9 protein-coding genes and 1 pseudogene are annotated in these 13,246 nt (G+C 48.1%); 2 read left to right on the forward strand and 8 right to left on the reverse strand.

Going from position 1 to position 13,246, the window contains the following annotated elements:
* Window positions 1–504 (forward strand): annotated as a pseudogene (locus B3Z75_RS06930) (glycoside hydrolase family 43 protein); the annotation flags it as partial.
* Window positions 505–603: 99 nt separating this feature from the next.
* Here the strand turns inward: B3Z75_RS06930 and B3Z75_RS06935 are convergent.
* The 5 genes from B3Z75_RS06935 to B3Z75_RS06955 all read right to left on the reverse strand — a co-directional run bounded on the left by B3Z75_RS06935 (window position 604) and on the right by B3Z75_RS06955 (window position 7,340).
* Complete coding sequence (locus B3Z75_RS06935) at window positions 604–3,408, reverse strand: M16 family metallopeptidase (protein WP_294069081.1); 2,805 nt, start codon at window positions 3,406–3,408, stop codon at window positions 604–606.
* An 87-nt stretch (window positions 3,409–3,495) separates the two neighbouring features.
* Complete coding sequence (locus B3Z75_RS06940; RefSeq protein WP_294069084.1) at window positions 3,496–4,362, reverse strand: nucleoside phosphorylase; 867 nt, start codon at window positions 4,360–4,362, stop codon at window positions 3,496–3,498.
* A 32-nt stretch (window positions 4,363–4,394) separates the two neighbouring features.
* A complete protein-coding gene (gene floA / locus B3Z75_RS06945; RefSeq protein ID WP_294069087.1) occupies window positions 4,395–5,381 on the reverse strand; it encodes a flotillin-like protein FloA in 987 nt (328 codons plus the stop codon).
* Window positions 5,382–5,426: 45 nt separating this feature from the next.
* A complete protein-coding gene (locus tag B3Z75_RS06950; protein WP_294069090.1) occupies window positions 5,427–5,909 on the reverse strand; it encodes an NfeD family protein in 483 nt (160 codons plus the stop codon).
* A gap of 6 nt (window positions 5,910–5,915) precedes the next feature.
* A complete protein-coding gene (locus B3Z75_RS06955; RefSeq protein ID WP_294069093.1) occupies window positions 5,916–7,340 on the reverse strand; it encodes a tetratricopeptide repeat protein in 1,425 nt (474 codons plus the stop codon).
* 201 nt (window positions 7,341–7,541) lie between these two features.
* On the opposite strand from B3Z75_RS06955, the gene guaA reads away from it, so the two are divergent.
* Window positions 7,542–9,062 (forward strand): glutamine-hydrolyzing GMP synthase, encoded by a 1,521-nt coding sequence (guaA, locus tag B3Z75_RS06960; protein ID WP_294069096.1) that lies wholly within the window; start codon window positions 7,542–7,544, stop codon window positions 9,060–9,062.
* On the opposite strand, the gene B3Z75_RS06965 is transcribed toward guaA, so the two are convergent.
* The 3 genes from B3Z75_RS06965 to B3Z75_RS06975 form a co-directional block, all read right to left on the reverse strand.
* Window positions 9,043–11,130, reverse strand: coding sequence for an HD family phosphohydrolase (locus B3Z75_RS06965; RefSeq protein ID WP_414702874.1), 2,088 nt, complete (start codon window positions 11,128–11,130; stop codon window positions 9,043–9,045). The two genes, guaA and B3Z75_RS06965, sit on opposite strands and share 20 nt — an antisense overlap.
* Before the next feature lie 89 nt (window positions 11,131–11,219).
* A complete protein-coding gene (locus B3Z75_RS06970; RefSeq protein WP_294069099.1) occupies window positions 11,220–12,440 on the reverse strand; it encodes a 3-deoxy-D-manno-octulosonic acid transferase in 1,221 nt (406 codons plus the stop codon).
* The coding region (locus tag B3Z75_RS06975; RefSeq protein WP_294069102.1) for a glutamate--tRNA ligase at window positions 12,433–13,246 on the reverse strand (814 nt) is incomplete at its 5' end. The genes B3Z75_RS06975 and B3Z75_RS06970, both read right to left, overlap by 8 nt.

The raw sequence follows: 13,246 nt of genomic DNA on the forward strand, positions 1-13,246 counted from the left end.
TCTTTGCGGATCACCGCATCTCCCTACACCCTGAACGATGCCGACGCGGTCTCCGTGGTATGCCGGAAACAGACCGAACATGATTTTATGGCAGCAACGGAGCTGGAGTTCAATTCTGCGTTCGAGAACGAAGAGGCTGGAATGACATTGATCCAGAACAACACCCATCATTACGACCTGCTGCTCAGGAAATCAGGGGATAAGCGGTTGGTGCAGTTGCGTGTCCGCGTGGGATCGATCTCGTTCATTGCAGCCGAAAAGGCGGTGAATGGGAACAGGGTATTGCTTAAAATGGAGGGTTCTCCTGATCAATATTCATTCTATCTTGCTGATCCGCTCGTAAGGGAATACATTGAATTGGGTAAACAGGATACGCGCTACTTGAGTACCGAAGTGGCAGGAGGGTTCACCGGTGTGATGATCGGGCTCTATGCTTCATCCAATGGCAAAGAGAGTAGTGCCAAAGCTTATTTCGACTGGTTTGATTACCAAGCGAAAGAATAAAATGATGTATGAAGGCAAAAACAGATTTCCAGTTCTCCACAAAAAAGGATGCAACCCTGCGGCTGCATCCTTTTACACACATATATCTTGTGTTTTCTCTTATTCGTTTACTTTTGGCATCATGACAATCGTTTTCTTGTTCCCCTGATTTATCAGATTTGCAGCAAACTCCTTAATCTCTCCAGGAGTGACTGCATTTACTGTCTCAATGTAGTTGGTGTAGGTATCCTCCCCATAGAAATAACGGGTGTCAAGTACATTCAGCCAGTAACCGTTTTCTTTCAGGCTTTCGTTGTAGCTCTTATTCATGTATTCTTTCACCTTCGTGAAGTCCGTTTCGCGGGGTCCGTTGGCCGCAATTTCCTTCAACACATTGTAAATGATTTCGTTGAGGTGTGCCATCTTCTCAGGGTCTGTGTCAAACATGATCTGTAGGATGGTTTGTCCTTCCGGATAACGGGAAATGGCGCCGGCAGAGGATACTCCGTAGGTGCCGCCCTCTTCCTCGCGTACCTTTTCGGTGTATACAATGTCCAGGATCTGGTCGAACATACTCATCAGTATCTGATTCTTCATATTGCGTTCCACTTTGCCGGTGAATGTGTTGAACACGGAGGCTTTGGGATTTTGCATTTCACGCTTGAAAATATTATTCGTTTCTCCTTCTTTGAAATTCATCGGTACCCGGATGAATTCCCCTTTTACAGCCTGACCTGGCAAAGATGCAAGATATTGTTCCACCACCGGACGTACTTTCTCCTCGTCGATATTGCCGACAAAGGTAAATACAAAACTACCGGGATTGCTGAATTGTTGTTTGTACATCTCCATGATCCGGTCGTAATCGAGTTGCTTTAGGTCGGCTACCCTGATCCTTACAGCCAGTGGATTATCACCATACAGCGCAGCGGTGATCGAATCGCTGAAGGCCACCATTGGTTCAGCTTCCTGATTCCTGAGTTGGGTCTCCATCCGTTGCAGGTACGACTGGAAGGCGTCGTTGTCTTTGCGGGGGGCTGTGAAGTAGAGATACACCAGCTGCAGCATGGTCTCAAAATCCCTGATCGAGGAGGAGCCGTTGAAATTTTGCGTAATGAGGCTGATGCCCGGACTGGCCGATGCTGTTTTTCCGGCAAGCACCTTGGGCAGGTCCGTCGCGCTGAAGTTCCCTACACCGCCCAGTTTCATCACCGCATTCATCAGCTTGCTGTTGACCGGGTCCTGAATGGCATATTGCGAGTAGCCGCCCACGCTTGATCCCGTCATCCTGATCTCGTCATCCTTAAAATCAGTATTCTTCAGGATCACTTTCATGCCGTTTTGCAATGTCCAGACAGTGGCATCCAGTGCCGCATCTTTTTCTTCTTTCGTGATTTTACCCGGTGTGGGTGGTGAGGTCACGAGCGGTTCCTCGATCACCTGCTCGGCATAGGGTTCAATGGTTTCGGCCTTTACTGCATCCAGGACAGCCAGCAACTCTTCTTCGGCAGGGTAGACCAGGCCTTCTTTCTGAGGGCCTGTCACAGAGATTACGATGTTTTCGTCGCCGATGAGCTGTTTGATCGTTTGGTTGATCGCTTCCACCGGTATATTGGGTGTCATGGACTGCATAAACCGATACTCAAACTCAATGCCGGGAATAGCCTCCCCGTCGGTGAAGGCACGCACATATTCCTGGGAATAGGCGGAGTTTCGTTGCTTATCCCGGTTGTTGTATGCATTTTCGTAACTTTTCAGGATATTTGTACGGGCAATTTCGTACTCGGAAGGGGTAAAGCCATATCGTTTCACCCGTTCCGTTTCCCGGACCATGGCTGCCAGAGCCTCCTTGATCTTCTCCTCCGCACTTCCGGCAACAACCGTCCATGCATCTTTTGTCTTGGCCACGAAGTAATCACCATCGTAAGCATAGGCGGACGTGAACGGCGCATCCGGTTTTTGTATCATTTCAGCAAATCGCTGGTTCATCATCGAGGAGGCCGCACTCAAAATATATTGCGTCAGATAACCGGCCTGTGTATTTTTAAGCTCCTCCGGCATTGGATCGTGCTTGTAAAACATCATGATGCTCGTATTCCGTGCTTCGGTATCGGTAGCTACCGCAACAATGGGCTCCTTGTTGTCGGGAACAGGGAAGTATTCCCGTGTGGCCCTTTCTGCATCGAGTGTGATGGGGGAGAACAGGGCTTTTATCTTTTGCTCCATCTCATCCACATTTACATTTCCCACCACAATGATTCCCTGCATGTCAGGACGATACCATTTGTGATAATAAGCCCTGATCTCTTCAGGCTTGAAGTTATTGATCACGTCTATGTTGCCAATGGGCATCCGCTTGGCATACTTGCTGCCTGGATACATCTTGGGAAGAAGCTGATCCCATAGACGTTGCTGTGCACCACCACGTGTGCGCCACTCTTCGCGAATTACACCCCGCTCATTCTCCAGCTCCTCTTCTTCCAGGGCAATGGCGTTGGACCAGTCATGCAATACCAGCAGGGCTGAGTCCATCAGTTGCTGGTTGGTAGTGGGGATGTTGTTTATATAATAGACGGTTTCGTCGAAGGAGGTATAGGCATTGATGTTGGTGCCAAATTTAATGCCATTGTCCTGCAGATAGTTGAGCATGCTCTTGCCGGGGAAGTTTTTGGTGCCGTTAAAAGCCATGTGTTCCAGAAAGTGGGCCAGCCCGGCCTGGTTGTCTTCTTCCTGCATGGAACCCACCTTTTGAGCGATGTAAAAATCGGCTCTGTTTTCGGGAAGTCCGTTGTTGCGAATGTAATAGGTGAGTCCGTTCTCCAGTTTGCCAGTCCTGACATTTGGGTCGACGGGCAAGGTTGGATTTTGTTGTGCTATGGTAACAAAACTTGTTATCAGAAGCAATAGCGTGAAAATTTTTCTCATAACTTTTTTAATTTATTCATATTGAATGTGTACGACATGCATTGTCGACAACGGGTGATCTGAAAGTCAATCTCTATCGTGGATTGTTCAAATGCGATCCAGTACGATTCTGATCAGTTCTTCCGTGGATCCCTTGTAGTCTGCATTCGATTCCAGCGCCACGCGGTTGGCAATGATGGCGCACACCGTCATTGCTTTGTGCCCCATTAATTTCCCCAGTCCTGCAATGGCAGAACTTTCCATCTCGTAGTTGGTGATGGCGTAATTTTCAAAACGGAACGATTCAATTTTTGCATTCAGGTCGGGATCAGCCAGCGGCATCCGTACATGGCGTCCCTGGGGCCCATAGAACCCGATGGCCGAGATGGTCACACCGCGAATCATGTCGTGTCCAATGCGGTCGACAAGCTCCTCGTCGGCACTGACCACATAAGGAGAGCAGTGAAAGGGTGACCAGTTTACATGCTTCTGGAAAGCCTCTTCAAAATCTTTCTCGCGGATAGCCCCCGAGTTGGCATAATAGTGGATCAACCCGTCAAATCCGATCGATTTCTCCGAAACCACATAGGAGCCAACGGGGCAGTGTGGTTGCATCCCACCGGATGTGCCCACGCGGATCATGGTAAGTTGTGTAAACTCCTCCTTCACCATGCGTGTCCCGAAATCTATGTTGGCCAACGCATCCAGTTCTGTGAGTACGATGTCGATGTTGTCCGTGCCAATGCCGTGTGAGAGAGCGGTAATACGCTTTCCCTTGTACATGCCTGTGACCGTGTGAAACTCGCGGCTTTGCACGTCGCACTCAATCTCGTCAAAAAAAGAGGCAGTCATCGTCACCCGGTCCGGATCGCCCATCATCACAATCTTGTCAGAGAGTTGCCCGGGTTTGATATGGAGATGAAAAGCACTTCCATCGGAATTAATGATCAACTCCGACTCAGGTATAATTCTCATAATCAGTATAGTCTATATAGGTCGTTTTTTAATTATTTTTTATTTCCGCCGCCACCTTGTGGCTTGGCGATGGAATCCCGCATGTCGGTATCGGCTTTGATATTTTCCATCCTATAGTAATCCATAATACCCAGGTTACCGTTGCGGAATGCTTCGGCCATGGCAATGGGAACCTCTGCTTCGGCTTCGATCACCTTGGCGCGGGCTTCCTGTGCCTTGGCCTTCATCTCCTGCTCCAGGGCGATGGCCATGGCTCTGCGTTCTTCGGCACGAGCCTGGGCTATGTTCTTGTCCGCCTGTGCCTGATCCATCTGTAACACGGCTCCTATGTTCTTACCTATGTCAATGTCTGCGATATCGATGGAGAGTATCTCAAAAGCTGTTCCCGCATCGAGGCCTTTCTTCAGCACCAGCTTGGAGATTGAGTCGGGATTTTCGAGTACCGACTTGTGCGATACAGCCGAGCCGATAGACGAGACGATACCCTCACCCACACGGGCCAGGATGGTTTCCTCGCCGGCGCCACCCACCAGTTGCTTGATGTTTGCACGCACAGTAACACGCGCTTTGGCAATGAGCTGGATGCCATCGATGGCTACCGCTGTCACCGGGGGGGTGTCGATCACTTTCGGATTGACGGACATCTGTACTGCTTCCAGGACATCGCGACCAGCCAGGTCAATGGCTGTGCCCATTTGAAAAGTGAGGTCGATGTTCGCTTTTGAGGCTGAAACCAGGGCGTGGACCACTTTCTCCACATGCCCTCCCGCAAGATAGTGCGCTTCCAGATTGTCGCGCGTAACATTCTTCAACCCGGCTTTATGCGCCTCAATCATTGCATACACAATGGTATGTGGCGGTACACGGCGTAAACGCATCAGAAATAACTGTACCAGTGAGATGCGTACTCCTGCTGATAACGCATTTATCCAAAGGAAGAAAGGCACATAATGAAAAAAAATCAGTAAGAAAATGACAATTACCGCAACGGTAATAATCAGAGGAAATGATAAAGCCATAATGATTTGTTTTTGGTGTTATATAAGCATCAATATTTTTTTGTGTCAGTGAGCATTTTTTCTCTTTACCAACACATTGTATGTTTCTACTTTCACGATTTCAATTTCGGTATCCTCGTCGATGAACTCCCCGTCCATCGATTTGCCTTCTGCCACCACATCGTTCACCATTACCTTCCCAATGGGGTTCAGGCGAGAAATAGTGATGCCTGTATCTCCGGCAACCATTTTCTGCAGGTTGGTGTTGTCCACGGTGCTTTCAATGTTTGTGTCGAGAGATATCTTTCGCAGCGACTTTGACCTGAGCAGCCAGACAAACGTGCCGCCAAGAGCTGCCGCTGAGGCGGCAAGAGAAATGTTTCCCGCTGTACTTCCCAGAAAGAGGTACGCATAAGCAATGCCCCCAATCAGAAATATAGCTCCGGCAATACCTGCAATGCTGATACCGGGCAGCAAAAAGATTTCCACGAGCATAAACAATACACCCAGAATGAGAAGTGCAATTACAATGATAAGATTAAGTGTCATATCAGGTCAGTTTAATGAGTAATTGGTGCGAATTTCTTCGTTTCTTGCCTGCACCTTCAACCGTTTAATTTCCCGAAAAAGCGTGTAGACCTCTTTTTCCATGTTGAGGATTGACGTACGAAGGGCTTCGCTTTGGTTCCCGTTGGCGTATTGTTCCCTTTTTTCAGAGAGCTCATTATTCAGAGCCTGCCATTGCTTCTCCATGCCCAGAGCCTGCGAAAGGATTTGCCTGGCACTGCTGCTTTTAAAATCAGTGAGGGTATGGTACGTGACACCGTTGTGGATCACAAAGTCAAAATCACTTTCAGTCTCCTGTAAGACGATGTTTTTTTGTCTGGCCCTTTCGCGGAGTGCATCGTAGTTTGTGTGGGCTATCCAGGAGTCCCGAATGGCAGAGATACGTGCTCTGTGCCCCATCTCTTCCGGCTTTTCCGATTCAAGCATTGTCACCTGCTGGTTTGGAATGAATGTGTAGACGCAAACCATCTCTTCCGGCTGGAAACGGTCTGAAGCGAACCATCCGATTCCTTTCTCTTCGTCAATGACCATCAAATAGTCGTTAAAAGGAGAGTTGAACGGCATATTCAGTTGATTTGGAGCGAGGTAGCTGTCCGTCTGAAGATTGTAGCGGGTCACATATAGGTCGTATCCCCCCAATGATGCGTGTCCTGTAGACGCAAAATAGAGGGTAAGTCCGTCGCTCATAACAAAAGGATATGCCTGGTCTTTCTCAGCGTTGACGGGTTGGGGAAGCTTTTTCTCATTGCCGAAGGTGTCAATCAGCTTGTCCATGGTGAACAGATCGGAGCCTGTATCCTGATCGCCCCGGGAATAGTATATTTTGTCCCCCTTTCCGTTCATATAAAGTGTTTTGTCGCTTACAGGAAGGCTGTTGAAAAACTCGCTTACCGGCAGCAGCGATCCGGAAGATTTGCTCAGGTTGTATGCCGATAAAAAAATGGCTTTTGGCAATACCAGACTATCAATGATCTGTATATCTTCGGTGCGGTTGACAGCCCTTTGTAGTTTCCCCGCATAGTCCCGGCGCAGAGCCAGCTTATTCAGGGCTTCTTCGTTTTTTCGGTTTGCCCGCTGATATTTTTCAAATTCCACTTCGGCTTCTTCAAACCGATACATCTTTGCGTACAATTCACCAAGATAAAGATATGCTTCTGGAATTTTTTTTTGCGCAGCAAACGAGAGATGTTTCTCTGCTTTGACCAAATTGCCTGTTTCATATAAGCTTACACCCAACCACTGGTTGAGTGACGGATCGTTGGGGTTCTTCACATACTCTGTCTGAAATAGGGGCAACGATTCTGCATACCTCCCTTCCCGATACCATTTTTTGGCATCCTCAAGTGTCTGTGCCTGCATTGTAATAGAGAAGATTCCAAACAGCAGTGTGAAAAAAATAAATTCTCTCTTCATTCGCATTGTTTCTGATTTCAAAGATAGGAAAAAATACAGATAAAAGAATTACATCCTGTTATTTATCTTTTCTATTGTCAATAGCCTCCATTGAATAAGGCTGTTGAGTCGGAGAGTAAAGTTCTTGGAACTGTGCTGCCTATATTTTCCTACTTTTTGTATCTTTGTACGCTAAAAATATTTTCCTCATATTTACACACTATGCACGAAAAAATAATTATTCTGGATTTCGGGTCCCAGACTACTCAGCTAATTGGCAGGCGGGTGAGAGAATTGAACACTTACTGCGAAATAGTGCCTTATAATAAATTCCCTTTCGGTGATGAATCGGTGAAGGGGGTAATCCTTTCCGGTAGTCCTTTTTCGGTGAACGACGATCATGCGTTCAAGGCAGACCTGAGCGAAATTCGCGGTAAATATCCTGTCCTGGGAATATGTTACGGGGCTCAACTGATGGTTCTCACTTCCGGTGGAGAGGTCGGAAAAACAGATTCCCGTGAGTATGGTCGTGCCCATCTGAGTGTAAAAGAAGGAAGTGATCCCCTTTTGGGCGACTTGCCGACAAATAGTCAGGTATGGATGTCTCACGGTGATACCATTGTGAAGGTACCCGACAATTTCAGGGTGATTGCATCCACGGAGGATGTCACCCTGGCAGCATATAAGATTAAAGGTGAACAAACATGGGGGGTGCAATTTCATCCCGAAGTGTTTCATACCGAGCAGGGTACAAGGATATTGGATAATTTTCTGACGATCACCGGCGTGAACAAAGACTGGACGCCGTCGTCCTTTATTGCTGTTACCGTGAAGGAGTTGAAAGAACAGCTGGGCGATGACAAGGTGATTCTGGCCTTGTCGGGAGGGGTAGATTCCTCGGTGACAGCTGTATTACTCAACAAGGCCATTGGGAAAAATCTTACCTGTATCTTTGTGGACCATGGATTGTTGCGAAAAAATGAGTTCGAAACGGTGCTGGATAATTATGCACACCTGGGCCTGAATGTGATCGGTATCGATGCGAAGCAGCATTTCTATAAGGAGCTGGAGGGGGTAACCGATCCGGAGAAAAAGAGAAAGATTATTGGAAAAGGGTTTATCGATGTCTTTGAAAGGGAAGCTCATAAACTAAAAGATATTAAATGGCTGGCTCAGGGAACCATCTATCCCGATATTATCGAGTCACTGTCCATTACCGGCGTAACCATCAAAAGCCATCATAATGTGGGAGGGTTGCCCGAGAAGATGCACCTGAAGCTGTGCGAACCTCTGAAGCTGTTGTTTAAGGACGAAGTCCGAAAAATAGGCCTGGAGCTGGGTATGCAGGAGAACCTCATCCACCGTCATCCTTTTCCCGGGCCGGGTCTAGGTATTCGCATCCTTGGCAGCATCACCCCCGAAAAAGTGCGTATTGCTCAGGAAGCGGACGATATATTTATCTCGAGCCTCCGCGCAGCCGGTCTTTACGACAAAGTATGGCAGGCGGGCGCTATCTTGTTGCCGGTTAAATCGGTGGGAGTGATGGGAGATGAACGCACATACGAAAATACCGTTGCTTTGCGCTCGGTAACGTCTACCGACGCCATGACGGCCGACTGGTCCCGTTTGCCTTATGAGTTTCTTGCGAAGGTTTCGAACGAGATCATCAACAAGGTAAAAGGGGTCAATCGTGTGGTGTACGACATCTCTTCAAAACCACCCGCTACGATTGAGTGGGAATAACTGTCTGTTGTTTCAGCTCGGGATAGGCGATGCGCGAATGATACATGGTCTTCAGCTTATCCACAAACACATCTTTTACAGTTTGAATATCCCTGAAGGTGATGGGTGCCAGCCTGAAATATCCTTCGTTCAGTTGTGCGTCAATAATTTTGTTCACAAGGTTGCGCAAAGACTCTTCTGTATATTCGGGCAAGCTTCGCGATGACGCTTCCACAGCATCGGCCATCATCATGATGGCCGTCTCTTTTGAGAACGGATTTGGCCCCGGATAATGAAAGTCGGCCTCGTTGGCCTCTTTGTCCGGATTGGCATTTTTCCAGGAGATATAAAAATACTTGGGTACACTTGTGCCGTGGTGGGTTTCAATAAAGTCGACGATCTGCTGCGGAACATTGTATTTCAGGGCAATCTTAACACCATCTTTTACGTGGCTGATGATGATGCGAGCACTTTCCTCAAGAGGAAGTCCCGCATGCGGATTCATGCCGGGCGTTTGATTTTCCGTAAAAAAGGCCGGGTTCATCATTTTACCCACATCGTGATACAGCGCCCCTGTTCTGATCAAAGATGCATTGGCGCCAATTTTTGTGGCAGCAGCCATTCCCAGATTGGATACCTGAAGCGAGTGCTGAAAGGTGCCGGGTGCTTTTTCCGAGAGTTCTTTCAGCAATGGCTTGTTAATGTTGGAGAGCTCCACCAGGGTTACTCCTGAAATGAAGCCGAACGATTTTTCCACCAGATATACCAGGGAGTAGGAGAACATGATGAATATAAAGTTGATCAGAAAATAGACCAGCATGAGCCAGTCACCTTCCTTCAGGCTTCCCTCCTGATACAGGATTAGTCCTATGTAGACCAGAATGTACGTAAGCAGGATAAAGAAAGAACTTCGTATCAGCTGCGAACGTTCCGACAATTCTTTCAGCATGAAGATGGAGACCATGGATACGGCTATCTGTATCACGATGAACTCAAAAGGAAAAGGCACCATGAGCGAACTCAAAATGATCGTAATAAGACTGGCAAACAGGGCAGTCCTGGAATCGATGAACGTCCGGATAAGTATGGTGACGATGGCGTATGGAATGATATAGACGCTAAAAAGATCAAACCTGACATTGATGGCCGTGAGCAATAAAAAAATAAGGATCAGCAGTAGCATGAATACCACATGTTTCCGGTTGCGGTATTCGGTAGGCCTAAAGAACAGGAGATAGAGGTGAAAAGAGGCAAACATCAGGGAGACCAGCAGGAGTTGCCCGAGGATAATCCCGCTACTTCTGGATGATCCGCCGCTCCGCTCTTCGGAGACACGCTTCAGGGAGGAGAGGATATTGTACGTCCTTGCATCCACAATTTCTCCCTGGTCGATGATGCGCTGCCCCTGCTGTACCATCCCCCGGCTAATGTCGACCTGTTGCACAAATTCATTTTGTGCTTTCTCCGAGGTTGCGGCATCAAAAATCACATTTTCGCGAATATATTCGTTGATATCGGCAGATCGTACCACTGCAGCGTCTACACCACGAGGGACGTCGTTCAGTACTTTTTCATATGCCGAGCGGATTGTGAAAAAAGTCTCAATTTTTCTTGATTCGGCAACATTTCCTTTTTTTATCCGCAATGAGCCGGTTGCCGAGTCCAATATCCGGTCATAGTCGGCCGAACGCATGATCCCGTTTGTGTACAAATGTTGTAGCTTGTCGCGGATATACAACTTATATTCTGCTGGCAGCCGGGAGAGCTTGTCGTTCAGGTTAACATCGGCATCAAAATCGGCAAGGGCGCTCTTTTGCACCTCCTCGTCCACTTCAAAATAGGGCTCGTAAAACTTCAGGATGCTGTCTTGTTCTGCCTTCAGCTGATCTGCCGGCTTGTAGATGGGAAAATCGAAAGGTGCTGTAAGAAGGCCGTATTGCCAGGGCCTGCCTTCGCTGAACGAATATTTAAAGCTTCCCTGACGGGGAAAAACATAGGTGACGAGGAGTATCGCTGCAATAAAAACCATCGGCACAAATATCTTTGTCCTGATTCTAATCTTTTTCTTTTTGCTTGATGATGCGCTCATGCCTCTGTATGTTGGTTATATAATAGTTGTAAAACAACGAACAGCTCGAAATGTTTGTTGAATCTCATTTCGGGGCAATGGGATCCTGTTTACAGCGATAGATGCCTGGTTATCTTGCTTGTCGCCCCGGCATTGCCGAATATATAAGCGTTTGCTTTTTCTCCTGCCTGTATCCTTGTCGAAGGATCACTCATAAAAAGATCCATCTGTCGGTTGAATGCGACCTTATTGTCGATGAAAAATCCTCCCCCCTGTTCGATAAGTCCGTGTGCTTCCCTGAACTTGCCGTAATTGGGCCCGAATATAACCGGGATGCCGTAGACTGCCGCCTCGGCCAGGTTGTGGATGCCTGCGCCAAATCCCCCTCCGATGTAGCCGATATGGGCATATCGATAAATGGAAGAAAGCAAGCCAAAACAGTCGATGATGAGGCAGTCATGCTGACTCGCGTTCTCTTCTGTCGCCTGAGAATAGCGGATGCAAGGGCGTAGCAGCTTTTGCTCGATTTCTGCAAGGTGTGATTCGTGGATCTCGTGTGGGGCTATGATCAGTTTCATTGCGGGGTGCGAATTGAAATAATCGATAAAGATCTCTTCGTCGGGTGCCCAGGAGCTGCCGGCAACGAAGACCAGCGGGCTGTCATCGGCGAATTTTTCAACCACCGGTAACTGCCTGGCTTCCTTTTGAATCTCAATAACCCGGTCTATGCGGGTGTCGCCGGCCACGGTTACCTGTTGAATATGATGATCCTTCAGCAACTGAGCTGATGCTTCATCCTGTACGAAAAAATGGGTGTAGTACTGAAGCACCTTTCTGTATTGCAACCCGCTCTTCCGGAAAAAAAACTGGTTGGGACGAAAAACGGCCGAGACCAGGTAGAGCGGAATTTGCCGCAGATAACTTTCGTGGATGTAGTTATACCAGAATTCATACTTGATGAAGATCGCCACTTGCGGGCTTGCCAGATCAAGGAAACGTCTTACGTTCCTTCTCGTATCGAAGGGCAGGTAGCAGACAATGTCGGCCAGCGGGTAATCTTTTCGTACTTCGTATCCCGAGGGAGAGAAAAAGGTGAGCAGGATCTTGTATGCAGGGTGCTCTCTCCTGACTGCTTCGATGAGCGGGCGAGCCTGTTCAAACTCCCCCAGCGATGCAGCATGAAACCACACATACTGTGCGGAACGATCAATCTCCTTCTTTAGTCGCCGGTAAGTATGCTTGTGCCCGCTTGTCATCAGCCTCAGCTTTTTATGAAATGGAGCCACAAGGCGTAAGAGGAATGCTATAAGTGTGATGACGGTATTATACATTTTCGTCGGGCAGCGGTATGGTGTCAATGGCTTTTTGCAATCTGTTCAGCGTCTCTTCTTTCCCGATCACTTCCGTGATGTCGAACATGTGCACTCCCTTGCCCTCGCCCACAATAGCCAGACGGAATGCATTCATGATGTTTCCCGTATGGAACCCATGTTGCTGAATCCAGTCCATCACGGTCTTTTCCTGATATGCCGGTGAGAAGTCGTCCATCTCTTCAATGAGAGCCATCAGCTGGCGCATTTGATCGGGTGTCTCTTTTTTCCATCGCTTGCGAATGGTCTTCTCGTCGTATCTCTCAGGTGCCACAAAGAAATAGGCAGACTGATCCCAGAGCTCTTTTGCAAAATGAATGCGCTCCTTCACCAATGCCACCACCCTGGTCACTTTCTCCAGAGAGACAGTGATCCCTTTTTCCCGGATCAGCGGCACGAAGAGGGTAGCCAGGTCACTGTCCGGCATCTTGAGAATATATTGATGATTATACCATTTTGCTTTTTCAACGTCGAATTTGGCGCCGCTCTTGCTGCATCGTTCAAACGAGAATGCTTTTGTGAGTTCCTCAAGCGAGAAGATCTCCTGCTCTGTTCCCGGGTTCCATCCCAGGAAAGCCAGAAAGTTAATCACTGCTTCAGGCAGGTAACCGCTTTCACGGTACCCCGACGAAAGCTCACCAGAGGAGGGATCTCTCCATTCCAGCGGAAAAACAGGAAAGCCAAGCCGGTCACCGTCGCGTTTACTCAGCTTTCCGTTCCCTTCGGGTTTGAGCAGGAGGGGTAAGTGGGCAAAACGGGGCATGCTT

The sequence above is a fragment of the Proteiniphilum sp. UBA1028 genome (genome assembly GCF_002316955.1).
Taxonomy (GTDB): Bacteria; Bacteroidota; Bacteroidia; order Bacteroidales; family Dysgonomonadaceae; genus Proteiniphilum.

Coding starts and splice junctions, on each gene's coding strand:
- B3Z75_RS06935 (WP_294069081.1), bottom strand. CDS start 3,408: ATGAGAAAAATTTTCACGCTATTGCTTCTGATAACAAGTTTTGTTACC.
- B3Z75_RS06940 (WP_294069084.1), bottom strand. CDS start 4,362: ATGAGAATTATACCTGAGTCGGAGTTGATCATTAATTCCGATGGAAGT.
- floA (WP_294069087.1), bottom strand. CDS start 5,381: ATGGCTTTATCATTTCCTCTGATTATTACCGTTGCGGTAATTGTCATT.
- B3Z75_RS06950 (WP_294069090.1), bottom strand. CDS start 5,909: ATGACACTTAATCTTATCATTGTAATTGCACTTCTCATTCTGGGTGTA.
- B3Z75_RS06955 (WP_294069093.1), bottom strand. CDS start 7,340: ATGAAGAGAGAATTTATTTTTTTCACACTGCTGTTTGGAATCTTCTCT.
- guaA (WP_294069096.1), top strand. CDS start 7,542: ATGCACGAAAAAATAATTATTCTGGATTTCGGGTCCCAGACTACTCAG.
- B3Z75_RS06965 (WP_414702874.1), bottom strand. CDS start 11,130: ATGAGCGCATCATCAAGCAAAAAGAAAAAGATTAGAATCAGGACAAAG.
- B3Z75_RS06970 (WP_294069099.1), bottom strand. CDS start 12,440: ATGTATAATACCGTCATCACACTTATAGCATTCCTCTTACGCCTTGTG.